The following is a 25,844-nucleotide window of genomic DNA, read 5'->3' as shown; positions in this document are numbered from 1 at the left end:
CTTTTTTAGTTCATATCAACAAAGCCAAATGCTTCATGATCTTCTCGTTGTCTTGATTTTCTAGTTCTTGAATGATGTGGAGATAGGTTTCTTGGGTAGTGGTCATGCTTGAGTGTCCTAATCTAGTGGCAACGCTCGCAATCGACACACCAGCAAACAATAATAATGAAGCATGAGTATGTCTCAAACTGTGGATTGTGATGATTGGGATGTTCGCATTTGTGCAGAGTACTTTCAGGCGATAATTTATAGTGGAATTAAAGACTCTGCTCTTCACGAAAATTGGCTTATCAGCATCCAGGTGTTTAATAAGCTGAGAGAATTGCATAGCTGTCTGCCAATCAATTTGAAGTGTTCTTTTAGAAGACTCATTCTTCGTTGGCTGGAACTCACCTTTGGTTCCTTTATAATTCCAAGTTTTAGTGATACTTAGCTTCTGTTTCGAAAAATCGAAGTCATTCGGAGTAAGCGCCAATGCCTCGGAAAAGCGAAGGCCTGTTTTTGCAACTAATAAGATAAACCAATCCCAACTTATTTCTTGTGTCAAATCTAATTTCCTTAACAGTGCCTGAATTTCAAACTGATTTAAAAATTTCGTCCGCTTCTCTTTGGGCTTTTTACCCTTGATGATGATTTTTCGCGTTGGATTAGTATCAATCAATCCCTCATCAACCGCATCAAGTATAGCTCCTTTTAATTGATGATGAAAATCCATTGTGGTTTGTTTCTCATGCGTAATTGCGTAATCATTCAATAGTTGCTGGTATTTTCTTCTGTCCATCTCTCCAACTTTTAAACTTGGCGCCAGTTCATTAACCCTTTGCAATGACATATTGTATTTGTTCAAAGTAACATCCCGAACTGCGCCTACTTTGTATAACTCAATCCATTCCTCAAAGTACTTGTAAAACAACTGATCTGATTTGTTCTTTCTAACCAAAATAAAAACCTCCTGATAATAAATTTGATGAACATGTCATCACTTTATTATCAGGAGGTTTTCTGGTTACTGCAAAAATTAACTAGAGGAACATCTTTCCTAATAGCACGTGCTTCAATTCTATTAACTTCTCGAGCTTACATTGCTGAAGCTTGATAGTTTTATCGAGCTGTTCGAAGTAACTTCCAAGCTGGTCTTGCTCTTTTTTCGAAGGAATAACTAAATCAAATGTAGCGTATTCTTGCGCATTTACTCCAGGTTGTCCAGATCTTTGAGAGGTAATTTTTATAAAATTCTGATAATTTGAAGTGAATGTATTTTGAAAAATAAAGTTAGAGTTAACCTCTGGCCTGATTCTAGCGCGGATAAGAAAACCAGCAAAATACACCTTTCCATCGCTAATATTGTATTGATAGGATTTACCAACACTTGCACCAGTTCTCGCAAATAATAAGTCCCCTGTTTCAAGCAGATAATTGTTAGCGTTGGATAAATCCGTATCTGGAGAAGTTAAGTTCTTCTGTAAAAATAGATGGCTTGATTCATCGATATCTGTAATGCGTATATATTTATTTTCTCCATCATAAATAGTGGCACTTGCATTTAAACCATATTCAAAGCTCTCAGCCAAATCTCCTAACTTGCGCTGTTCCCATGAATCAGAAAAACCAGCAAACCTAAGGCGTGGGATAACAGAATCATTTTGGGGGAGTATATCTTTTATCAAGCTTTGTTTCAATGCCTCTAATTGGTGTTGCTTACAAAGATGAAGAGCGATAGTATCGTCAAGGTGCTTGAAGAAATTCCCGATTTTAGATTGTTCTTCCTTCTGAGGGTATACCAGATTTACTTCTTTTAAATCCGAATTATGTAAATGAACAACCGATTTCCCTTGCGCTTTTTTACTTAATTCCTTTTGTTGTCTACCATTTGAAATTGTCAGAGCTAGAAATGACGGGTTAATTTCTGTATTAGGTTTGACAATATTTAAATCTCCACCAAGGATGATTCCCGGTTTTGCCACTACTGATGCTCTTGAAATATCTTCTGACGTCTCTCCTGAAGCGGGAACGATTACTTCGTTTCCAGCACTTATTACAGACTTTTCTTTTTCATCTACAAATGTGTCGACATTTTCTATAACCGTTTCATACTTGGTGTATAACCGTCCATAGAGTATTATCGGTTTCCCTATAGCCTTTAAATCTCCTTTAGTGTATCCAGTTCCCTTTGAAAAGGATGCTAATTCACCTAACTTACGCTGTTCCCACGCTCAACACTCAATACTCAATACTCAGAAATACCACATTAAATGAAACAATCGTGATATAATTTAATAGATAATTTGTGGGGGAATTAAGTATATAGTTTAGGTGGGAAGCTTATGTGCAAAATTCCGAGAAATGATGAGGCAACAATTGAAGAAAATCTGATTCAGGTTCTGGGTGAGGGACATAATCAGTGGAACTATCGCAGTGACCTAAAATCAGAAGAGGATTTATGGCAGAATCTACGCCGGAAAATTACCCAAAATAACTTATCCGAAATCGGCGAGAATCCGATTACGGATAAGGAATTTGATTCGATAAAAATAGAACTGTTGTTGCACACTAAGACGCCATTCCATGCGGCAAAGTGGTTGAAGGGCGAAAATGGTATTGCGCGCATTACCATTGATCGTGAAGAGGTATCTTTGGGCTCGATGTCATTGATTTTATATTCAAACCAGGACATTGGCGGGGGGATTTCCACTTATGAGGTGGTTAATCAAATTGCTAAACGCAAGTCAGACATCGATGATAGGGAACGTAGATTTGACGTGACCTTATTGATCAATGGGCTGCCTATTGTTCAAATCGAATTGAAACAAGCAGGCGCGAAAGATGGCTACTATCAGGCATTCAATCAAATTAAAAAGTATGCTGAAGAAGGCATGTTTCGGAATAACATCTTTTCGACGCTGCAGCTGTTTGTGATTTCAAATGAACACACGACTCGCTATTTTGCGAATGCGCTACCAAAGAATATGGACCGAAAATTCCTGTTCAGCTGGAGAACCACCGATAACCGCAAAGTTGAAAATATATATGAATTTGTGAAGCAAGTACTCAATATTCCGGATGCGCATCGATTGATTGCGCACTATACAATCGTCAGCGAAGACAATGATAACAAGGTATTGATGGTATTGCATCCGTATCAAATCCATGCGATTGAGGCATTGTTTACATCTGCAATGAAGCATAAATCCGGATTTATTTGGCATGCGACGGGCTCTGGTAAAACACTGACCAGCTTCGTGTCTACAAAATTGCTGGCACGCAAGCCGGGTGTCGATCGGACGATCATGCTGATAGACCGCAAGGACTTGGACAATCAAACGACCAGCGAGTTTACAAAATTTGCTTCTGAATTCAACACGGGGATATCTTCTGGGAATGTACGAGCAAATAGCCTGATTGTTGGAACAGGCAGTTCCAAGGAACTAAGTAAGACACTGTTGTCTGACACCAATAACAACACGGTGATCATCACGACACGTCAAAAACTGGAGTCAGCTTTGCGTCACGCTCAGAAACAAAAAGAAAACAAGAACGTAGAGCGATTCAAGAAGTTATTGGGACAGCACATTGTTTTTGTCGTAGATGAATGTCATCGCGCGTTGAGTGCTGAGGGGATGGATGAAATCAAAAAGTTTTTCCCTAATTCCACTTGGTTTGGTTTCACGGGAACCCCAATTTTTGAAGAGAACAAAAAGCAAGCCAAGGGTCAACTTGCCCGTACGACTCATGATCAATACGGAGAGCAGTTGCATACCTACACGATAAAAAATGCGTTGGATGACAACGCTGTTCTTGGATTTCAGGTTGAGCATGAGGATACAATCCAGCAGACAACATTGAATAACCATATTTTCAATCAGCTTAAGGTGAATGAGAAGTATGCTAGTTATAGTGTTGACGGGATCAATGATTTGATTGATCAGATGCCAGCGGTAGAGAAAGAAGACTATCTGGATGCATCTGTTTATGAACGGGATGAGCACATCCAAAAAGTGCTGCACAAGATATTCCGTCCCGATAATGCTTATGTTAAATTCGATTTCCAAAATGGCCGTCCGCAAAAGTCAGCTATTTTGACGACCAGTTCGATTGATATGGCGAAAAAATATTACCATGCTATTAAGGCAATGACAAAAGAGCCCAATTGGATTCAGCGGGAATTTGCCGAACATCCAATCCGGACCGGTCGTACGATTGAGGACTCTGATTTCCCAAGAATCGCGATTACGTATTCACTGCAAGAAAACGAAGTAGACTCAGCCGATAACCAAAAAGAAATGAAGAAAATTATCAAGGACTATAACCAGTACTACAAATCAGCTTGGGCAATCGACGATATCGACCGATACAACGGAGACATCAACAATCGACTTGCTCGTAAAAGAGCGGAATTCAAAGAGTTCGGCAAACAGGTCGACCTGGTCATTGTAGTGGATAGGTTATTGACTGGCTTTGATGCGCCAACAATCCAGACTTTATTTGTCGATCGAAATCTGAGTTATGCCAATTTGATCCAGGCTTTTTCCCGTACTAATCGGACATATCCAAACAAAACAAAAGGATTGATCGTTTCGTTCCGAAAACCGCACACGATGGAAAAGAATGTCGCTGAAGCAACCAGGCTCTACTCGGAAGCGAAGGAAGAAACGGATCTTATTTATCCGACTTACGAAAAATCCAGAAAAAAATTCAACAAGGGGCACAAACGACTCACTGGCTTCATTTCAGAACATCCGGATATTAATGTTGAGTCTTCGTTGGAACAAAGAATTGAGTTTGTCAAAGCCTTCCAGGAACTGAATAATTCATTCGAAGCCCTTGTGACCTATGATGATTACAATGACGATATGGAAAAGTCTAAAATATTGAAGGAACAAGTGATGGTCTTAGAAGAAAACTTGGGGCTTTACCACACGATAAAAGGTTCCCTTGTTGACCCAGGACCTATTGACCCAATTCATCCAACTGGTTTATCAGAAATCGAATTCTATTCAGATAACCCAATCAAACTCTATGATATCGATTCAACCTATATCGATCAGCTTTTAAACACCTATTCCGCGCACAATAAAAACGTACGTGATGATATAGAGAAGGCCATGCAGAAGTTGAATAAATCCGAGATTGTGCGAGAAGTATACCGTGCGATTTTGAATGATATTGACTCGAAAAAGGTTGACCCTGAAGAAGATATCTTTGCGCTGAAAAGACATTACTTTACAATTGCCAAAAATACCAGGGTTGCAGATTTTGCGAATAGTTGGTTTGTATCCGTTACGCAATTGCACTCTTCTGCCGTCCAGTATGTGGTGGGTATGGATCCTATTCCAAATATTGGCAGCATCATCGACAGTCTAAATTTCGAAGAGTACAAGAAACTTAACCCTAATACTAAGAAATTTCAATACGGTCCAGAAATGAAACGTGAATGGCGGAAAGTGCTGGATGAAGTTGTGATGCCGTTAGAGAATGAGTTGAGATAACAAAAAGTTTGCGACATTAAAGAGGGGGAAACAGCATGGTTTCAGTCACAAAAAGAATTGAGCAAATTAAACAACCAAGGGGTGGTTATATACCAACCAAATCATTTTCGTCAAAGGAATTAACATCATCCAATGAACTTAAACCTTCAGAAAATATTCCGCCAAATCTAATTGGAATAACCGTAGATTACTTGACTAGGCTTATGCTGAATCCCAGCGCGGGCGCAAAAGAAGCATTTAAAATATCTTTGATGGGTGCAAATAGAGCGAATAAATTAATGCTTGCAAAAATATTAGCAGACCAAATTTATGATTTGGATGATGAATCAATCACCGCAGCAATCAATCTCGTGAAATATGATTCGGTATTACGAAGCGGCTTCATCCCCGAGGATACCATGCTAGTTCCAAATGAGGATACTCTCTTTAACGTCAAAGAAATGGTGACAAGAAGCCTTAACTTTTTTGACGAGTATGGACCAATGACACTTGATTCTTTTACTTTTCCTGGGGGTTATACAGACAAAATTACATCAGGAGATGGCGACTTTCTGACGGCAGATACCTTATGGGATTTTAAAGTTTTAAAAGCTAATATCAAACCTCAACACACGCTTCAACTGCTTGTTTATTATCTGATGGGAATAAACTCGATTCATGATGAATTTCAATCTCTAAATAAACTAGGTATCTTTAATCCAAGACTGAATACTGTTTATTTGCTTGAAATCGAAACCATCCCCAAAGAAGTCATTACGGCAGTGAACAAGGAAGTCATAGGCTATTAGTGAAGGCTTTACTTCTTTAAAACAAAGATTCAGCAGAAGATTAATCCAAGAGATACACTGTTGAATCATACGTTTTTTATTTTTTTACGAGGAGGATAATAGATGACCCTCATTAAACCCAAAAAGACAGATGTTTTGAGAGCGATTGCTAAAGCGAAAGGAATTTATGCTGAAGCTAACGATTTGCAAATACAATTTAGTCGGAAACAAAATGATTTGAAGAAATGCATTTCATACGTAAAAGAGGAAACAATCAGAGAAGCATTCGGTAATACAGCAATTGAAAACTTCGCAAATGCGTATCCAGGAATTAAACTGTCTACATTGCAAAGGAACGGGATAACAAATGTCCATCAATTGCAGCAGCGAATTACAGACGCTAGAGGAATCGATGGCATCGGCGATCGGACGGAGGATGTAATTCAGCATTCTCTGAGCAACTATAAAAATGAATTAGCGAAAAACTTATCCATCCGTTTTGATGTAGAGCGCAAAGATCCATCACATACTAAATTATTACAATCTGTTTATCCGATAGACAAGGAAAAAGGCATAAGTGAAGAAGCTTTTGCGATTTCGCAATACTTTAATGGATATATAGATGATAAGATCCGAATCGTCAATCCCAAATGGAGTTGGACGCTTGAATGGTTTTTTAAGTCTGCAGATAAAAAAGCTGTTTTTGCAGTTGATCTAGAATTAATCCAATCATTCAACCAAAAATACGGGGAACAAACGAAGCAGCTACGTAAAGAACTGTCGGAAATTCAAACTTTTTCAGAAGAAGAAATTTGGGATGATTTTAAGAATAATGCAGCACGTTATTATGCAGTTTTAGAACCATACTTCAGTATTGGTCTTGAAAAAAATCATCCAGCTCATTCCTTATCTGCAGAAATTATCGAGAAAATAGAAAATACTGAATTAATGGTAGAAAAATTAAAGGTTAAACTGCGCGGGTGGCAGGATTTTGGAGCAAAATACGCAATAGTACAAAAAAAAGTCCTTATTGGCGATGAGATGGGGCTTGGGAAAACGATTGAAGCTATAGCTGTTATGGCTCATCTTGCGTATGGAGGTCAAAATGCCTTTATAGTTGTATGTCCAGCTAGTATTGTAATCAATTGGATGCGTGAAATTGAAAAGCATAGCGAATTGAAGCCATTTTTGGTTCATGGTCCTAGTCGAGAACATGCTTTCAATCAATGGCAAGTTGAAGGCGGCGTAGCCATTACAACTTATGAGACAATACAGCGTTTGAAACATGAAAATTTAGATAAAATAGACTTGTTAGTTGTAGATGAAGCCCATTACGTGAAAAACCCGGATGCAAAACGATCGCAGACTATCTATAGTTTGACTGAAAGAAGTGACAATGTACTTTATTTAACGGGGACACCGTTAGAAAACCGGCTCGCTGAAATGGTTAATTTGGTTGGTAAACTCCAGCCAGACATTACAAGGGAGATGGAGAATAGTGTGCAGTATATAGGCTCCAATATTTTTAAGGAAAGAATTGCACCCGTTTATCTGCGACGAAATAAGGAAGATGTATTGACTGAACTCCCTGAATTGACACAAGTTGAAGAATGGCTGTCGTTTGGTCAAGAAGAGGGCCAAATTTATCGAGAGGCAGTCAGAAACGGAGAATTCATGTTGATGCGACGAGCTGGTTGGCAAGGAATAACAAAAAAGAAAAGCCCCAAACTGAATCGGCTCATCGAAATTTGCGAAGAAGCAGCTTCCAATGGGAAAAAAGTCATTGTCTTCAGCTTTTTTAAGAGTGTCATTAATACAATATGCACGGAACTGGGTGAGAAAACGCTCACTCCTATAACGGGAGCTGTATCCTCCGCACAGAGGCAGGAAATTTTAGACACCTTTAAATCCTCAGAACAAAAACATGTGTTGGTTTCACAAATACAAGCAGGCGGAGTAGGCTTGAACATCCAGTCAGCCAGTATAGTTATTTTTTGTGAACCTCAAATTAAACCTACATTGGAGACACAAGCCATTGCAAGAGCTTACCGGATGGGTCAGACCCAAAAAGTCTTTGTCTATCGACTATTGACCGAAAACAGCATCGATGAGCGAATGATGGAGATGTTAGATACTAAACAACAAGTATTTGATGATTATGCAAAGGATTCATACATTACCGATCATACCGCTGCCGCAAAGGATATTTCTGAAAAATCCATGGTCAAAAAGATCGTTGATATGGAAAGAGAGAGACTTCAGGTCGAGGCTGTTTAGATTCACTAATTCCCAACGGAAGAAGGTTTTGAATTTGGAACTAATTTTAAAAAAGAACAAACCATTAATTGAGAATTATGAAGACCTAAAAAATAGAAAATTATCAAAGTTTACAATAAATGGGAACGAATTTTCAGCCGAAAATACGAAAAGATTCTCATGGAAACGTCTTTCAGAGGAGGCGGCGCTCCAATATTGGACTGAAGAAGTGACACCTTCGCTAATTACGATCAAAGACGTATATCCGAATGCTTCAGAAAAAAAGCCAGAAAGTGAAATCAAAAATGCAATTGGTTTTTATGAAAGCCGAGAAGATATCAAAAATGAGACAAAAAGAAGACATTCAACTCCTAGGATTAACATCAGAGAAATAGAAAAATTTGGCGAGGTAATCTGCTATGGAAGTTTTGCGGGTATTGATGACGTTATGTTGGCACAAGGATTGTTAAATTTATATGGTAGTCCAAGTGACGAAATAAGGATCCAATATTCAGAACAACAAAAAAATAGACACAAGAGAACACATCCAAAAGACAACTCGCAAAAAGTAGAACCTACCCAGGAAGATTTTCAGATAATTGGATTAAATACGATTCTATACGGTCCTCCTGGAACTGGTAAGACATACGCTGTGAAAACGTACAAAGATACTTTGCTTTTGAATCAATCAGCTTCGGAACAGCTCTACAATTTTGAAGGGTTATCCTGGAGAGAGGCCATTTACTTGGCTTATAAGGAAAGGAATTTTGAAGCGTTGTCAGTTAAGGAGATTGAGAATACTGAAGTGGTTCGTGCTTACGCCAAAACTAAAAAAAGCAAATCGATTTACGGCACACTCAGTACAACAGTAATCGAGCATGCCACAGAGGATTCAACAACATCAACTTATCGAAACGGGAGAGATCTTTTCGAGCGAATCAAAGACAGATGGGCTTTGACAGATGCCGGAAAGATTGAGGCAGAAGAAGTTTTTTCGAATGCTAAAGAAATAGGTCAGACAAAGGATTATTACTACCAGTTCGTAACCTTTCATCAATCATATGGGTATGAAGATTTCATTGAAGGAATTCGTGCTGAAACTGTAGATGGCAGTATCCAATATGAAGTGAAAAAAGGCGTGTTCCGGAATTTCTGTGAAAGAGCAGAAGAGGATCTGGAAAATGGGACTGACAATAATTTCTTGTTCGTGATTGATGAAATTAACCGCGGGAATATCAGCAAAATTTTCGGTGAGTTGATCACCTTGATCGAACCTGAGAAAAGAATTGGTGCAGCTGAGGCAATTACGGTAACGTTGCCTTATTCTGGAGATCAGTTTGGAATCCCTAAGAATGTGTACATTTTGGGAACAATGAATACCGCTGATCGATCACTTTCGATGATGGATACCGCTTTGCGCCGTCGATTTGATTTTGTTGAAATGATGCCGGACAGCGGCTTGATCCGTGAAAAAGTAGGGGAATCTGGAAGCATCGAAGGATTCAATTTGGCTGACATTTTGGATGCGATGAATGAACGAATTGCTTATCTTTACGACCGGGAGCATACATTGGGACATGCTTTCTTCATGAACAACAGTACACTTGCTGATGTGAAAAGAACTTTTGAGAATAAAATCATTCCGTTGCTGCAGGAGTATTTTTACGATGATTTCCGAAAAATAAGAGCAGTACTCAATGACAAAAATGGTATTTACATAACTGAAAAGGAAACATCGGTACACAAATTATTCGACACTAAGCTGTCAGATGGTTTCTTCAGCAACAGTGAAAATAAATATGCTCTGAAAGCTACTGCAAGTGATGAGGAGTTTAAAAAGTTCCTGTCAGGAGTCCTTATTCATAAAGAAGCGAATGAATCATGAAGAATCGAGTCGTTACAATCACTGAATATGGTCGCCTATATGCAGGGGCTGACTATGAAGGTGTAAAGGTAACTAAAAAAGATATCGAAGAGCTGAAGACTTTCATTGATGAGGGCAACACCGTTAATGACGATGGGGCGGATTCTTCACTCGATAATTTTCTCAGACCGATCCGTCTTGGCGTGCAAGCGAATAATTACGTTGGTGTCCTGCAAACGAAATCTGGCTTGACGATTGAAATTTTGCCCAAAATCCATGGAAAGAATGAGTCTAGCAAAAAGGATAACGATGTCCGGAAACTTTTTCTGAAGATGTTGGGTGCAGTCAAAAATATTGACGGCAGAACATTTTCCATGGCACATCTGGATACAGCTAATACCAACCTGTTTGAGGTTTTTATCCGGATGTTCTTGGGTGAAGTAGACAGCATCATCAAGCAAGGGCTTAAGTCTGCTTATATCGGTGTGGAAGAGAACGAGGCATTCTTAAAAGGGAAATTGCTGATGAAGCAGCAGATACAACACAACCTAGTAAACAAAGCGCGATTTTACAATCATCACGATGAATTCATGATTAATTGCCCAGAAAACCGATTAATCCGGACAGCGTTGGAATATCTTCTACATATTTCTTCAGATTTCAACAATCAGCGTCTGATCCGGGAACAACTGATTTACTTCAATCAAGTAACGATTTTGCATAACGTTGACCAAGGTTTTCAGCGAATCAAACTTGGCCGAAACTTTCAATACTACACTCAGGCGCTACAATGGTGTGAAATCATACTAGCAAAGCAATCCTTCACTTCGTTTAAAGGCAGCAGCATGGCTTTCGCCTTGCTTTTTCCTATGGACAAAATTTTTGAAGCTTACGTGTCTGATTTGGTAAGCAAAAAGTTGAGTGACTACAATGTTTCGCTGCAGGATAGGAAAAATTGGTTATTTGATGAGCATGGGAAACAGAGCAGCTCCTATCGTTTGCGACCCGACATTGTCATTCGATCCGATGAAACAACCGTGATTGCAGACACGAAATGGAAAGTACTAAAGGCGGATGGCCCAGCTCAAGCCGACTTGTATCAGATGTATGCGTACCATACACGGTATAGCCATAAAGGCGAGAATGTTCAAAAGGTAGTTTTGATTTACCCATACAGCAAAGAATTTCTGCCGACGGAATTTCACAGTTTAACTGACATACCTGATACTAATGGTGTGCAGGTTGATGTGCGGTATCTTGACTTGTATGGGGATGTTGATGGGCAAATTAAAAGGATGCTAATAGGGCAGTTTACAAGTTGATGCAAACGCAAGAAGAAATTTGTCTGTAAGGTAATGGATAATTGAAATGTGTAATGCATATCAGCCATAAACATTCTATTGCTGAATCTTTATCTATTCATTTTGGTCTGTGTATTCAAAGTAATTGCTGAATATTTCCAACTTTGTCACATAAATATACTCAGAATTTGTAGTATCTTTCGAATGTAATCTGAATATATATTTGTCCTCTCCTTCTTTCGTCACATAAACGAAGATTTTGCTTTGTTTGGAAAATGAGTCTCCAGAAAATGCGGGATCAGTAATATAAAGTTTTTTATGAAGCATACTTTTATGCCAATAATATTTTAAGAACAAGATGCTCAACGATACCGTAATAACAAAAAAGAAAATTATAAATAAATAGACGTTAGATATATTTGAGTAGACAAAGCTAGCAATGATCGCAGAAATAATGAGGATCAATAACGATGCAGTGATACCAAATTTGTATATTGTACTATCAGGTAATAATCCTGTCTCGATTCTTTCTAATAAACTGTTATCTTTTTTTATAAGGCATCTCTCAAATTCATTCCAATGTAGAATTAAGATATAAATGATACTAGCTGATGGACCATAGTTTTGGATATTCTCTATTAATGAATTCAATTATTCACCATCTTTCGATATATTGATACTGCTAATTTTAGCATAAATGTAACCTAATTCAAATTTTGATTTTAATGGGAAATTCGTGGTGAAAGAAGTAATACTATTCGGAGTAATTTTTAGTAAATCGAATAACCAAACTGGGAGGGACATAATGGAAAATTTGACAATCAAACAAGCTGCAGAAAGATCGAAAAAAATCCGGGGGCATTATCGCTCATTGGAAATGAAGCATCACGGCAGTGAATGGTCCGTGCAAGAGGATGCGTTGGCGTTTTTGACCGATGCGGGCTTGGTTGGGCGCCTGACCATGGCGCAGCAGGGTCGCTGGCCGGTCGGTGAATCAAATGAAGCCGGCTTGGAGCACAAAATCGGCGAAAACATCTGGTGGCTGATGGTGTTGGCGGACCGGATGGGCATCGACAGCGAAGAAGCGCTGGAAAATTTCTTGAGTACAACAGAGAAGCGGTTTGATATCTAGGAACAAGCATTTGCTGCACTCATGAATATTTGAATAGGGATTCGAGAATAGCGGATTGTTTTTCGATAGTACCTTATCTCTAAATAAAAACAGCAGCATGGAAACCACGACGATGGTTCCCATGCTGCTGTTTTTGGTTGGATACGTTCAAAGCAATTTTAGTTCGGGGCTCCGTTAGTGTTGACGGATATCCACTCCAGTTCCGTCGTCAGTAGATCGAATTAATAACAGTCGGAGAATAAAGTAATCCGGTTTGCTTTAGTAAAATAATGTATAATACATTTGCTGGAGAGATTCTCTTTAAGGACAAGAAAAGTAGGTGAATAAAATGGGGAAATATCAATTGGATTACAAAGGTCAGGCATCTGTGACGAAGTATCATGAAAAACAGACGCCTGCCAAATTTGATAAAAAGCAGCAACTTGAAAAAATACGTGCGGAGTATTTGAAAAAGAAGCAAAAATAAACAGATGAACTACATCGGCACTGAAATATTTTTTACGGCGTTTACGTCGGGGGCGTGATGCGTGTGGCAGTTTTGACAGTCCCATTCGCGGATCGTGCAGTCTGTGATGGGGATATCGACAAATAGAGCTGAAAGCCTCCCGTTAGAGGTTTTGGCTCTATTTTATTTGGAACAATTAAATTCCTGATTTGTATGATAGTTTGGTAAGATAGTAACCATAAGACTTCTCTCTGATTGTGCTGAGTGGAAATGTTTTGGAGGTGAAAAAATGTACAATCATCAATTGGACACATTCATAAAAGTTGCCGATTTAGGAAGTTTCAATAAAGCATCCGAAGAACTATTTGTATCGCCGAATGCTGTCATGAAGCAAATCAATCTTCTGGAAAACAGTCTGGGATTTGATTTGTTTGTCAGGACGCATCGGGGCGTCCACTTGACACCTGCCGGCGAATCATTGTACCGCGATGCAAAGTATCTCATCCAGTATGCAAAAGATTCAATCACCAGGGCTGAAAAAATGCTGGCTGAACCCAAGCACGTACTGAGGATCGGGACATCATTGACGACGCCGGTCCAGTTTTTGGTCAGTCTGTGGCCCCAGATTCGCCAACACAATCCGGCTCTGAAATTCGAGCTGGTCTCATTCGAGAACACTCCGGAGAACGCCCGGGAAATCATGAAACATTTCGGCAGGAACATCGATGTGGTTGCTGGCATATACAGCGATAACATATTGAGCGAGCGGCGTTGTTCGGCATTGAAATTGTATGATGCACCCCTTTGTGCGGCGGTCCCGCTCCATCATCGCTTGGCAGCAAACGATGAAATAGCGATAGAGGACCTGTTCGATGAAAAGGTCATGCTCATCAAACGCGGCTACATGAGCGCCTTTGATGAAGTCAGAGATGATCTGGCAGAAAACTATCCGAGGATCCAAATAGAAGATTTTTCATTCTTCGATGTGAATGTCTTCAACAAATGTGAAAACGACAACGCGGTTCTGATTGGTGTAGCGGAATGGGAAAATGTCCATCCTTTGCTGAAAATCATTCCGATCAGCTGGAAGCATACGATTCCGATAGGGATCCTGCATTCAAACACGCCATCCAATGATGTCAAAGAATTCCTGAAAATCATCAGTCAGATATACGAGGTCCAGTCATAACCTTTGGGTTGCAACTCGTGAGCCAAGAGAGACTTCTTAATAGTCTCTTTTTTACTATACTTAAAGTTGTAATAGAACGAAGGGGGAAACAGAGATGAAAACAAGAGTTTTGGGACAAGGATTGGAAGTATCGGCAATCGGGCTTGGCTGCATGGGGATGGATCATGCCTACGGTGCGCCGGCTGACAGGGAAGAAATGATCAAGCTGATCCGGCGCGCTGTCGAATTGGGCTGCAATTTCTTTGATACCGCGGTTGTCTACGGTGAAGCGAATGAAGTGTTGTTGGGCAAAGCCTTGGAAATCTACAACCGCGAAGACGTCATCATCGCCACGAAGTTCGGCATCTACGGGCAGAAAATGGTCGATGGCAAGCCTGAAAATGCGCTGAACAGCAAGCCGGATTCCATCAGGGAACAACTGGAAGGCTCATTGGAACGTTTGGGCGTTGATTACATCGATCTGTATTATCAACACCGTGTCGATCCCGAGGTTGAACCGGAAGTGGTTGCCGGAGTAATGAAGGAATTGATGGCTGAAGGGAAAATCAAACATTGGGGCTTATCCAATGCACCTTTGGATTATCTGAGAAGGGCCCATGCAGTCTGCCCGGTAACCTGCATCGAGAATCAATATTCCATGGTTTTCAGAGATCCGGAAAATGAAATCTTTAAGGTATGCGAAGAATTGGGCATCGGTTTCGTTGCGTATTCCCCACTCGGAAATGGTTTCCTGAGCGGGAAATATGATGCGAACACGAAGTATCCTGAAGGGGACTTCAGGAACAAGATGGGCAGATTCAGCCCCGAAGTCATGCAAAAAAATCAAGCGTTATTGGATTTGCTGAAAGAAATCGCTGACAGTAAGAACGCAACGAGTTCCCAAATCGTTTTGGCTTGGGAATTGGCGCAAAAACCATGGATCGTCCCGATTCCCGGGACGACGAAAATGCACCGGTTGGAAGAAAATTTAGGCGGGGCCGATATAGAATTGAGCCCAGAGGAATTGAAGGACATCAATGTAGCCTTGGATGCCCTGGACATCGATGAAACGCATTTCTGAGTAGAGTCTACCGTATTTCCGGATCATGATAAATTGTACTTCAAGAAATAAAGCCTACATTTAAACCCCCACCCAAAAACGAGCCGCTAAACAATGCGCGTGCCAGTTTCGGGTGGGTTTTTCCTTTCCTTGGGGATTCTTGCTCTCTGGTGTATGATTATAGTAGAGAGAAAGTAATCATCTATCCGCAAGATTAGCAAGCCCTATAATGATTAACTAAAAAGGTGGGATCATCATGAAAAAAGTGTTCAGGAAAAAGACGATTACCGGGGAAACAGGAAATCTGGAAAAAGAGAAGGTAGCGGAAGTACAAGTTGAAACAGAACTTCCAGATAGCGATCTGAAGCAAGAAGAAAAAGAATTTGAATCATTCTTTTCTGAAGTGTTAAAAAAATTACCGCAAAAGACATCAACCAGTGTCCTGAACGCTTATGATAAATCAAAAGAGAAGGCTGAAAAAATTCTCGACAAAAGCAAAAATCAATTTGATGGGATCTTCGATGAATTTCTGGAAGGTGTCGATGAAGAAAAACGCAAAAAATGTCATAAGACTGTTCATGCCGCGTCTTTAACAGCAGCCATAATCGGCTTTTCGCCAATCCCTTTTTCAGATGCTTTCTTGCTGGTTCCAGTCCAATTAACAATGATGGCTCGCCTGCACAAGATATTTGGTCAATCATGGTCGGAAAGTCTTGGCAAAAGCCTATCCAGGGAATTGATCGTTGTTGGTTTAGGCAGAGGTGCAGTCGGCAATATCCTGAAATTGGTTCCTGCGGTAGGAACCGTCGCAGGTGCTGCAATTAACGGTGCCGTTGCCAGCACCATCACAGAGTCTTTAGGCTGGGTAACCGTCAAAATGTTGAATGACGGTGAAGATATTTTCGATCAAGCCATGTCCTTCAAGGGGCAGTTCAATACGTTGTTCAAAACACTTCAGAACTCCAGTAAACCATCAAATAAGAAATGAATTTCATGACAGATAAATTCTTTAGGGACAAAGTTGTAGTTACTTTGTCTCTTTTTTAATTCACTTAGGTGGCAGTAATGGATGAAGTACTTGGAAAGAGAGTGATATAATAGCTTGCATATCACTGTTTAAGGGGAGAGGCACATGTACGATTTGATGAATGATTTCCATATCGCGGTTCCGACCGCGTTTTACGATAACGAGGATTTGAATACAGAGACGACGCTGCAGCATGTCATGCATCTGTACGATCAGGGTGTGAAATCCGTCCTGGTATGCGGCACGACAGGGGAGCAGCACAGCTTGTCGTTGGCAGAGAAATTGCAACTGCTGGAAAGCCTGGACGCGGCCAGTTTCCTGCCGGATGACCTGGAGATCCTTTTCGGAGTGGCCAGCATCAGGCAAAAGGAAGCCCTGCAGCTGGCTGAAAAAGTCAATGCGAACCCAAAAATCAGCGGCGTGCTGTTGGGATTTCCTCCTTACATCTTGCCCTCACAAAAAGAAGCGAGGCTCTACGTGGAAGCCATCGCAAAAGTCATCAATAAGCCCATCATCCTCTACAACAATCCGCGGCGCACAGGATTCAATCTGGATTTGGACACTTTTGCTGAACTGATCAAGCTGGCGAACATCATCGGTATCAAAGATGCGGGCGACAGCGCGCGCATCCCCAAATTGATTTCCGTTACGGACAAAAAGATCTACGTCTATGCCGGCGGGGAAATCGATTTGGACAACAAAATCGCATTGGGCGCAACCCGTTTGTCCTCGATGGCGGGTAATCTGTATCCGACCGAGGTAGAAGCATATTTCACGGATTTGTTGCGCGGGTGTGCGGACAAAACAAAAGACGCCGGAATCGAAGAGAAGATTCACAACGTTTTTGCGGATAACTCGATTATATACATTAAAAACGAAATCACGAAGCACACGCAGATCGATATGGGGATTGCGCGATCGCCGTTGGGTAATCTGTAACAGCTCAGTTCTATGTAAAAGGGCTGAACTCCGGTCAGAGGCGCTTCGCCGGATGAAATAGTCATTCAAACATCGGCATCTCTGGAGAGCGTGCCTTCACAGGAGAATAGAATTGAAATATGACCTCAATCTCCGTAGAAGGATCCTTCATCGGAGATGTATGAAGAGTGGACTGTGTTCCGATTGTTGGGTTCAGCGGAAGGCATCTCCCTTGCCGTATGTTCCATAAAAAAGTAGTATATTGATTATATAGAATTTATTGCGAATATCATCATGTAAAGTGAGGAGATCCATTTATGTCGACACCTGAATTAAGAGCACAAATCATCGAAGCACACCAAAGCCGCTATGCCACTAAATCCTTCGATCCGACGAAAAAGATTGCCGAAGAAGATTGGGAAACGATCATTGAATCGGCACGCTTATCGCCGAGTTCCTTCGGTTATGAACCTTGGAAATTCCTGTTGGTGAAAAACCAGGAAATCAAGGATGATTTGAAAGGGATTGCTGCGGGAGCAGTCAACAGTCTCAACGGCGCTAGCCATTTCGTCATCGCGCTGGCTCGAAAAAATGTGACCATCGAAAGTGATCATGTACGGCACATCGTTGAGGACGTGCTCGGCGTGGACTTTGCGATTGATTCACCGCGCAGTCAGTACTTCGACAATTTCCAAAAGAACAATCAGCAATTGACTGACGAACGAAAATTGTACGATTGGGCGTCCAAACAGACGTACATCGCGATGGCCAACATGATGACCACTGCAGCCCTTTTGGGAATCGACAGTTGCCCGATCGAAGGCTTCAACAAAGCCAATGTTGAGAAATACCTGTCGGAAAAAGGTCTGGTCGATCTGAATGAATTCGGCGTATCCTATATGTTGGGTCTGGGATACCGCAATGAACCGATCACGCCGAAGAAAAGACAGTCCTTGGATGAGATTTTGGAAGTTATCGATTAGCTTTGTAGTCAAACCGAAACCGGAAGCTGCCGACATTGCTCGTAAATACACAAAAAGAACAACAAATGCAACAGGAAGACAATCCCATCAGGTATAGGATTGTCTTCCTGTTTTTGGCATTATATCGACCAAAACGCGATTTTTGGAACAATATTGGCTGAGCAGTATTATTGACTTGAAGCTCAAATCATTGTATAAATTTATTACACCTCATCAGGAGTCTGCCAGTCGCTGTTGCTTTGACAATCAGCCTTTTACATAAGTTTCATACAAGGAGGAAATGCTATGAAAAATTACTTTAATACGAACGAAATGACTTTGCAGGAACGCGAGCACCTGAAAATTGAAATGGAAATGAAGAAAAACTATTATGGTGCTTTTGTCAGCAACGTGCTGACGGATGAAATGACCGAAAAAATGGAAAACATCTGCGGAGACGACTTGTGTCAGTAGATGCCACTAGCTGCATGACTCTGATGGGGTGCACGAATAAGTATATTGTAATGAAGGGCTGCCTCAGCTAAGGGGTGGCCCTTTGTTTGGTTTATGCTCAATTATAAATTATTCTGTGCTATAATCATGGATGGCAACTTGCCCCGAAAGGGGGTGCTGTTTGTGTTTGATTTAATTTCATTGGTTATCGCACCACTTTTTGTGGGACTAGTATTATTGCTAGTTGAGCATTGGTTAGATGATTAGCGGATAACCACGCAAGTTGTCGCTAACCTACACGCCTATTGTCGCAGTAGACGTAAAAAAAGCCACTCCCTTTCGTCGCAGTCAGGGAGTGGTTTTTGTGCTGTTTGCACTGATTTAATTTCATATCGCAAAGCCATTATAACATGGAATATTATAGTTATCAATTCTCCAACTAAATCGCTACATCTTTTCCCCGCCAGTATCTTCCTGCATGATATCCGAACTGGTTTTCCGTTTGTCGGCTATTCTGCCCAAGCGGATGATATGGGCCAGATTTTCCTCATAATTTTCGGCAAAGACTACTGAATACAGCACATCCAGCAAATAGATGATGGAAAGGTTGATCGTAAAGTTGCCGATCTTGGAATACAGTTTCTCGCGCGTCGTGATTGGTAGATAGCAGTCGACCACCCGCGAAAGGTAGTTGTCGCCGATGCCCGTAATCCCGATTGTCGGAACGCCTTCCGCTTTCAAAATATTTGCAATCTGTTTCATCGCAGTGCTTTCGCCGGTATAGGAAATCAAGATGGCGCAAGTGCCTTCAGGACTGGTGTAGGCTGTATAGACGTCTTCGCCTTTAATGGTGGAAACGGCAGTGTGGTGCTTGATCCGGTTCATTTTCAGGGCAAAGTCCTGCGGGATGAGCATGTTGGCGTTGTTGGCGAAGATTTGGATATGCTTAGCCCTCAGCAGCATCTGCTTAGCCTGCTGCAGCGTGTCGTGGTGGATGAGCGAGAGCGTATCCTCGATTGTTGATTGTCCGAGAGAGGCCATCTTATTGCTGATCGTCATGATCGAGTCGTTCGCCTCAAACGGCAGATTGGCATCGATGTCGACGAAGTTGCGGGTCAGATAGTCGTGTTCTTCCTGGTAAGCTTTTTTGCATTCCACCCATCCATCAAAACCCAATTTCTTGGCGATGCGGATCAGCGTGGAAGGCTGCGTATAGGTTTCTGCTGCGATTTCCTGCATCGTCTTTTCATCCAGCACTTCCGGAAAACGCAGCAGGTATTCCACGACTTCCTTTTCAGCTGGAGAAAACTTGATGGTTTCCATTTTTTCGCGTATTAACATAGGTGGCATGTCTCCCTTTCTGAATATTTGTACTAACAAGTTGTCCAGCTTCACGGGTTAGCCCTTCGGAAATTAGATAAATCGGTCCTATTGCGCTCTTCGATGCTCAGTTGCATGGGACTTTTAGGGATTCATCCCTTAGAGTCCCAGTACAAGGTGACCGTAGGGAACGTTGCGGACCGATTTCCTAAATTTCTTTCAGGGCTAAACGAACCCGTTCAGCCTTTCTTTCTATTTACAAAAATTATAGATTAATGTAAATGTTATGTAAACGATATTTCGCTCAAAAAAGGCCAAAAAGCGAAAAAAATTTGAATTATTAGACGGATTTTGCACGAATTTTGTAAAAAGGTTTTGAAGTGTACCCAGAACCCTTGTTATCGATATTTACATGATGGATAATAACCTTGTAAACGAAACGAGGAGGAATATACAAATGACAAAAGGCGTTAAAATTGTAACAATCGGCGGAGGAAGCAGCTACACACCTGAATTAATGGAAGGTTTCATCAAACGTTATGATGAACTGCCTATCCGCGAAATTTGGTTAGTGGATATCGAAGCAGGAAAAGAAAAACTGGAAATCGTGGGCACAATGGCGCAACGTATGTGGGATGCTTCCCCTTACGACGTGAAAATCCATATGACTCTTGACCGCAGAGAAGCTTTGAAAGATGCTGATTTCGTAACGACGCAATTCCGTGTCGGTTTACTGAATGCTCGCGTCAAAGATGAGCGCATTCCTTTCTCATATGGCATGCTGGGTCAAGAAACAAACGGTGCCGGCGGTATGTTCAAAGCCTTCCGTACAATCCCGATCATTTTGCAGATTGTTGAAGACATGAAAGAATTGTGCCCGAATGCTTGGTTGGTCAACTTCACAAATCCAAGCGGCATGGTAACAGAAGCAGTCGTACGCTACGGCAAATGGGACAGAGTAATGGGCTTGTGTAACGTTCCGGTTATGGCTACCATGACTGAGCCGAAAGCATTAGGCGTCGAAAAAGAGGACTTGATCTACAAATTTGCTGGTTTGAACCACTTCCACTGGCATAAAGTTGCTGACGACAAAGGCAACGACGTCACTTACAAAGTGATCGATGCCATGTTCGACAAAGATGCAGGCCTTCCGAAAAACATCCATGACATTCCGTTCTACAGAGAACAATTGGAACAAATGGGCATGATCCCTTGCGGCTACCACCGTTATTACTACCGTGAAGAAGAAATGCTGGAACACGGTCTGGAAGAATTCAATGGCGTAGGCACGCGTGCGCAACAAGTGAAAGAGACAGAAGCTGAATTGTTCGAATTATACAAAGATCCAAACCTGGATCACAAACCGGAGCAATTGCAAAAACGTGGGGGAGCGTACTACTCTGACGCTGCTTGTGAAACAATCGCTGCTATCTACGGAAACAAAGATACGCAAATCGTTGTATCAACTAAAAATAATGGTGCTGTTCCTGACCTGCCAGCTGACTGCGTAGTCGAAGTCACAGCTTACGTTGGCGCACAAGGCGCTCGTAACGTTGCTTTCGGTGAATTGCCGATTGCTGAAAAAGGCTGGTTACAAGTGATGAAAGCTATGGAATTGCTGACTATCGAAGCAGCTGTAACAGGCGACTATGGTACTGCATTACAAGCATTCACGATCAACCCATTAATCCGCTCAGGCGAAACTGCAATCAAAATCATGAACGAATTGTTCATCGCACACAAAAAACACTTACCTCAATTCGCTGAAACAATCGCACGTTTGGAAGCTGAAGGCGTGACTGTTAAAGATGAAATCGCTAGAGACTTGGACTAATTACGACAAGAAAACCCTATCATTCACTTTTTTTCAAAAAACCATTTGACATTTCCTTGAAAAATGAGTATATTCTGAGAAACAACATAAAAAGTGATGATAAGAAGTAGTAAGTTATTGAGCTGACCAGAAAGGTGCCGGTCGATGCGAGGCACACATGCGAGATAGCCGAATTCATCTTTGAACTTCGCACTGAAATCAAGTAGGCTGCGACGGGTGATAGCGTTCGTTATTTCGCTAGGGTATTATAATGTACCTATCGAGGTAGACTTGCGCGAGTGGTCTATGAACAAAGGTGGTAACACGAGTCTATACGGCTTCGTCCTTTCCAATGAAAATTTGGAATGGACGAAGCTTTTTTTTGTTGAAGAGAAAATGGAGGGATTACTATGAGTTTCAAAGCATTGAGTGAAAAAATCGATTTCGAATTAGTCAAAGAATTATCCAAACTGACACCTGAGCAAGCAGCGATGAAGGCAGCCCGCGACAAAGAGTTGCACGACATCGTCGAAGGCAAAGACGATCGCATCCTGTTGATCATCGGGCCTTGTTCCGCCCATGATGAAGAAGCGGTAATGGAATACGTGCGTCGCTTGGCGAAACTGCAGGAACAAGTCAAAGACAAAGTGTTCATGGTTCCCCGCATCTACACAAACAAACCGCGTACGACCGGCGATGGCTACAAAGGCTTGTTGCATAAACAAGATCCTACCGGCAAGAGCAACCTGATCCAAGGTATCGCTGCTGTTCGCAGCCTGCACAACCGCGTTATCACTGAAACAGGTTTGACGACGGCTGACGAAATGTTGTACCCGGAAAACCTGGATTTTGTTGATGATCTTGTCAGCTACCATGCAATCGGCGCGCGTTCCGTGGAAGACCAACAGCACCGTTTCGTTGCCAGCGGAATCGATCACCCAGCCGGGATGAAGAACCCGACAAGCGGCAACCTGAAAGTATTGTTCAATTCCGTTTACGCTGCACAACAAAAACAAAAATTCATCCATAACGGTGTCGAAGTGCAGTCCAGCTCCAACCCATTGGCGCACGTTGTCTTGCGTGGCGGCACGAACGATTACGGCGAAAACGTTCCGAACTACCACTACGAAGACCTGGTCAAAGTTGTGAAAGCATACGAAAGCGGCGATTACAAAAATCCGTTCATCGTTATTGATACCAACCATGACAACTCAGGCAAAAAACACATGGAACAGATCCGCATCGTCAAAGAAACGATGTTCAACCGTACATGGAATGCCGACATCAAGAAATTGGCGCGCGGCTTCATGATCGAAAGCTTCTTGGTGGGCGGCCGTCAAGATGACGATGGCACAGTCTTCGGACAATCCATCACCGACCCATGCCTAGGCTGGGAAGAAACAGAAGAATTGGTTAAATACATCGCAGAAAACGCATAAGAGCATGAATGTGGGGCCAGGAGAAATCCTGGCCTTTTTGTGTTTGTGGCGATTTTTGTGTGGGCTTTGCGGGGTGCGAGGTTGCCGAATAAAGGGTGGATATTCGGCAATTTGATTGGAGTGCGGAGGGGAATTGTCGAATGCTAGAAAACATTCGACAATTTGATCCAAATGCAACGCGAGATAGTCAAATACAGGCCAGCTATTCGACAATCCAGAAGTTACCGGCAGACACCAATTAAAGTCCCGGTTCACCGGGATAACAGATGTGATTTCGAACGACGAACAAGCGCAGATTATTTTCATCAGGCAACGCGCAATCTACAAGTAGCTGCGTATACTCTATACGACAACAACATCGAGGTGATTACCGAAAGAGCGTCGTAAAGCCCCTTGCTTTAGCTATGGGTATATAAGACGTGCACTTAGTTGTGTTATATTGGGATTAGCTGTATAATCAATATATGGAAAATAAAAAATATAAATCAAACAATAACATCATTTATTCTTGTACCTACCATGTTGTCTGGTGTCCAAAATATCGGCGAAAGGTCCTTGTCGGACCAGTAGCGGCACGCTTAAAGGAGCTCATTGTAGAAACGTGCACCGTTCTATCCGTCGAAATTCAGGAAATGGAGATCATGCCAGACCACGTTCACCTCCTATTGGATATAGACCCACAATTCGGGGTTCACAAAGCAGTCAAACGCATCAAGGGAGTTTCTTCCCGCGTGCTGAGACAGGAGTTTAAGGAACTGACGACGAAGCTACCCACGCTTTGGTCGAATAGCTATTTCGTTTCCACGGTGGGTGGGGCACCCCTTGAAATGATTCAGCAATACATCCAAAGCCAAAAGACCTCACAACGCCAGTAAATGCAAAGTAATCATCAAGAAGGGAGGGACACGTATGGCTAAAAGCAAAACAGCTTCATTTGTCGTAGAGCTGCGACTGGTCACGTATCAAAATGAACAAGCAGTGCTGGATAAGCGTTTCAAAATCGCTGAAAAACTGTATAATAAAGTCTTATACCATGCGCGGACGCAGCTGACAGAGTTGTACAAGAACCGTCGATACCAAGACGTGCTGGCAGAACGCCGCTTGGCCATCAAAGCAAAGGACAAGAAATGTGAAACCGCGTGCAACAAGGAATTGCAAGCTATCCAAAAGACCTTCGGTATGACGGAATACGCTTTGCATGCCTACATCGGACGGATGCGCGAGGCGTACAAGAAGCATATCGACAGCTTCACAGCACAGAAAATCGCTTCTACGGTTTGAACAAGTGTGTCCTCCCTTCTGTATGGCAAAGGCAAAAAGGTACGCTTCAAAAAGTTCGGACAGCTGGAATCGTTGGAAGGCAAGTCGAACGCTACAGGCATGCGCTTCAAAGGCGACCGTTTAGAGTGGAACGGGCTGGTTCTGCCCGTCACTATCCGTGCCAACGACCTATTCGTTCAGGAATCCCTTTCCTTGCACCGGGTGAAATACTGCCGCATCGTACGCAAGGCGTTCAAGGGCGGCAATCAGTACTTCCTGCAACTGGTGCTAGAAGGCATCGCGCCGGTGAAACGCAACAATAATACGGGTATGCCCCGCCGAAAACCTGCTCCGAATGCGGAAGTGGGTATCGATATCGGCACCTCTACGGTGGCTGTGGCAGGTGATGACGGCGTCATCTTGAAGGAATTATTTCCAGAAGGAGCGTCCTATGACCACGCGATTCATCTGTTGCAACGAAAACTGGACCGGAGTCGCCGCGCAACCAACCCCGCCAACTTTAATGTCGACGGCACCGTCAAGCGGGGTGTCAAGTTGACCTGGGTACGGAGCGGGAACTACATGAAAATAATGTTTCGCTTGAAGGACCTCTACCGCCGCCGGGCGGTGGGCTTAAAGGAAGCCCACAACAAAACCGCCAATGCCATCCTGGCACTGGGTAATCAGGTTTATGTAGAGGACATGGATTTGCGCGCATTGATGAAGCGGGCCAAAGAAACGACCGTCAACAAGAATGGGCGGTTCAACCGCAAGAAACGCTACGGCAAGTCCATCGGCTATCACGCGCCGGCTATGTTGGTCGGCATCGTGAAGCAAAAAGCACCCCAAGAAGGGGGAGCGCTGTACGAGGTGGATACCTTTAAATTCCGTGCCAGCCAGTATAACCACATAAATGATACCTACATTAAGAAGACACGTGATGAACGTACGACCCTTGTTGGCGGGCAGCTTGTCCAACGGGATCTGTACAGTGCGTTCCTCCTGAAAAACAGCCAACCGACACGCAACGAAACTGACCGCACAAAATGTAGCACGACGTTCGCTACCTTCATGGCGCACCACGACACCTTCATCCAGACGCTCTGCCAATCAACCGAACGCCAGTCCTGCAATTTCGGACTGCGAGATTTTCAATTAGCTTAACAAATGTAA

Annotated in this window: 21 protein-coding genes, 1 pseudogene and 1 other annotated feature; of the genes and pseudogenes, 19 read left to right on the top strand and 3 right to left on the bottom strand. The window is 42.3% G+C overall.

What is annotated here, in order from left to right; translation table 11 throughout:
* Window positions 1-10: 10 nt before the first annotated feature.
* The gene (locus ACKPBX_RS02055) at window positions 11-940 is read right to left on the bottom strand and encodes a site-specific integrase (RefSeq protein WP_319995845.1); all 930 of its coding nucleotides are present in this window, start codon (window positions 938-940) and stop codon (window positions 11-13) included.
* An 82-nt stretch (window positions 941-1,022) separates the two neighbouring features.
* Window positions 1,023-2,150, bottom strand: a pseudogene (locus ACKPBX_RS02050) (restriction endonuclease subunit S); the annotation flags it as partial.
* A 174-nt stretch (window positions 2,151-2,324) separates the two neighbouring features.
* Here ACKPBX_RS02050 and ACKPBX_RS02045 point away from each other — a divergent pair.
* The 14 genes from ACKPBX_RS02045 to ACKPBX_RS01980 all read left to right on the top strand — a co-directional run bounded on the left by ACKPBX_RS02045 (window position 2,325) and on the right by ACKPBX_RS01980 (window position 19,106).
* Window positions 2,325-5,486, top strand: coding sequence for a type I restriction endonuclease subunit R (locus ACKPBX_RS02045; RefSeq protein WP_319995844.1), 3,162 nt, complete (start codon window positions 2,325-2,327; stop codon window positions 5,484-5,486).
* A 35-nt stretch (window positions 5,487-5,521) separates the two neighbouring features.
* Window positions 5,522-6,274: a hypothetical protein gene (locus ACKPBX_RS02040; protein WP_319995843.1), complete on the top strand. Its 753-nt coding sequence runs from the start codon at window positions 5,522-5,524 to the stop codon at window positions 6,272-6,274.
* A 102-nt stretch (window positions 6,275-6,376) separates the two neighbouring features.
* A complete protein-coding gene (locus ACKPBX_RS02035) occupies window positions 6,377-8,530 on the top strand; it encodes a DEAD/DEAH box helicase (RefSeq protein ID WP_319995842.1) in 2,154 nt (717 codons plus the stop codon).
* A gap of 34 nt (window positions 8,531-8,564) precedes the next feature.
* Window positions 8,565-10,394, top strand: a complete 1,830-nt coding sequence (locus ACKPBX_RS02030; RefSeq protein WP_319995841.1) for an McrB family protein — start codon at window positions 8,565-8,567, stop codon at window positions 10,392-10,394.
* Window positions 10,391-11,695: an McrC family protein gene (locus ACKPBX_RS02025; protein ID WP_319995840.1), complete on the top strand. Its 1,305-nt coding sequence runs from the start codon at window positions 10,391-10,393 to the stop codon at window positions 11,693-11,695. Before ACKPBX_RS02030 ends, ACKPBX_RS02025 begins: the two co-directional genes overlap by 4 nt.
* A gap of 784 nt (window positions 11,696-12,479) precedes the next feature.
* Window positions 12,480-12,806 carry a nucleoside triphosphate pyrophosphohydrolase family protein gene (locus tag ACKPBX_RS02020; RefSeq protein ID WP_119092564.1) on the top strand — a complete coding sequence of 109 codons (327 nt, stop codon included), beginning with the start codon at window positions 12,480-12,482 and terminating at the stop codon, window positions 12,804-12,806.
* Window positions 12,807-13,134: 328 nt separating this feature from the next.
* On the top strand, window positions 13,135-13,272 hold the full coding sequence (locus ACKPBX_RS02015) for a hypothetical protein (protein WP_107995870.1): 138 nt from the start codon (window positions 13,135-13,137) through the stop codon (window positions 13,270-13,272).
* A 268-nt stretch (window positions 13,273-13,540) separates the two neighbouring features.
* Complete coding sequence (locus tag ACKPBX_RS02010) at window positions 13,541-14,440, top strand: LysR family transcriptional regulator (protein ID WP_319995839.1); 900 nt, start codon at window positions 13,541-13,543, stop codon at window positions 14,438-14,440.
* A gap of 94 nt (window positions 14,441-14,534) precedes the next feature.
* The gene (locus ACKPBX_RS02005; RefSeq protein ID WP_319995838.1) at window positions 14,535-15,500 is read left to right on the top strand and encodes an aldo/keto reductase; all 966 of its coding nucleotides are present in this window, start codon (window positions 14,535-14,537) and stop codon (window positions 15,498-15,500) included.
* A 235-nt stretch (window positions 15,501-15,735) separates the two neighbouring features.
* Window positions 15,736-16,467: a YcjF family protein gene (locus ACKPBX_RS02000; protein ID WP_319995837.1), complete on the top strand. Its 732-nt coding sequence runs from the start codon at window positions 15,736-15,738 to the stop codon at window positions 16,465-16,467.
* A gap of 144 nt (window positions 16,468-16,611) precedes the next feature.
* Complete coding sequence (locus tag ACKPBX_RS01995) at window positions 16,612-17,445, top strand: dihydrodipicolinate synthase family protein (protein WP_319995836.1); 834 nt, start codon at window positions 16,612-16,614, stop codon at window positions 17,443-17,445.
* Window positions 17,446-17,741: 296 nt separating this feature from the next.
* Complete coding sequence (locus tag ACKPBX_RS01990) at window positions 17,742-18,407, top strand: NAD(P)H-dependent oxidoreductase (RefSeq protein WP_319995835.1); 666 nt, start codon at window positions 17,742-17,744, stop codon at window positions 18,405-18,407.
* A gap of 285 nt (window positions 18,408-18,692) precedes the next feature.
* The gene (locus tag ACKPBX_RS01985; protein WP_160116939.1) at window positions 18,693-18,860 is read left to right on the top strand and encodes a hypothetical protein; all 168 of its coding nucleotides are present in this window, start codon (window positions 18,693-18,695) and stop codon (window positions 18,858-18,860) included.
* A gap of 93 nt (window positions 18,861-18,953) precedes the next feature.
* A complete protein-coding gene (locus ACKPBX_RS01980) occupies window positions 18,954-19,106 on the top strand; it encodes a type I toxin-antitoxin system Fst family toxin (RefSeq protein WP_370738845.1) in 153 nt (50 codons plus the stop codon).
* 180 nt (window positions 19,107-19,286) lie between these two features.
* Here ACKPBX_RS01980 and ACKPBX_RS01975 read toward each other — a convergent pair whose 3' ends face one another.
* On the bottom strand, window positions 19,287-20,180 hold the full coding sequence (locus tag ACKPBX_RS01975) for a MurR/RpiR family transcriptional regulator (protein ID WP_319995834.1): 894 nt from the start codon (window positions 20,178-20,180) through the stop codon (window positions 19,287-19,289).
* A gap of 436 nt (window positions 20,181-20,616) precedes the next feature.
* Here ACKPBX_RS01975 and ACKPBX_RS01970 point away from each other — a divergent pair, with 436 nt between their 5' ends.
* The 5 genes from ACKPBX_RS01970 (at window position 20,617) to ACKPBX_RS01950 (ending at window position 25,835) form a co-directional block, all read left to right on the top strand.
* Window positions 20,617-21,993 carry a 6-phospho-beta-glucosidase gene (locus ACKPBX_RS01970; protein ID WP_319995833.1) on the top strand — a complete coding sequence of 459 codons (1,377 nt, stop codon included), beginning with the start codon at window positions 20,617-20,619 and terminating at the stop codon, window positions 21,991-21,993.
* 87 nt (window positions 21,994-22,080) lie between these two features.
* Window positions 22,081-22,323: a binding site (T-box leader), on the top strand.
* Between the two features lie 59 nt (window positions 22,324-22,382).
* Window positions 22,383-23,411 carry a 3-deoxy-7-phosphoheptulonate synthase gene (locus tag ACKPBX_RS01965; RefSeq protein ID WP_119092556.1) on the top strand — a complete coding sequence of 343 codons (1,029 nt, stop codon included), beginning with the start codon at window positions 22,383-22,385 and terminating at the stop codon, window positions 23,409-23,411.
* Window positions 23,412-23,875: 464 nt separating this feature from the next.
* Window positions 23,876-24,286: an IS200/IS605 family transposase gene (gene tnpA / locus ACKPBX_RS01960; RefSeq protein WP_119092554.1), complete on the top strand. Its 411-nt coding sequence runs from the start codon at window positions 23,876-23,878 to the stop codon at window positions 24,284-24,286.
* 34 nt (window positions 24,287-24,320) lie between these two features.
* Window positions 24,321-24,692, top strand: a complete 372-nt coding sequence (locus tag ACKPBX_RS01955; RefSeq protein WP_319995832.1) for a hypothetical protein — start codon at window positions 24,321-24,323, stop codon at window positions 24,690-24,692.
* A gap of 6 nt (window positions 24,693-24,698) precedes the next feature.
* Window positions 24,699-25,835, top strand: a complete 1,137-nt coding sequence (locus ACKPBX_RS01950; RefSeq protein WP_319995831.1) for a hypothetical protein — start codon at window positions 24,699-24,701, stop codon at window positions 25,833-25,835.
* Window positions 25,836-25,844 lie beyond the last annotated feature (9 nt).

The organism is Trichococcus shcherbakoviae (assembly GCF_963666195.1).
GTDB classification, from domain to species: Bacteria; Bacillota; Bacilli; order Lactobacillales; family Aerococcaceae; genus Trichococcus; species Trichococcus shcherbakoviae.
Note: the sequence above shows the minus strand (reverse complement) of the source record. Positions and strands in the feature narration are given on the sequence as shown.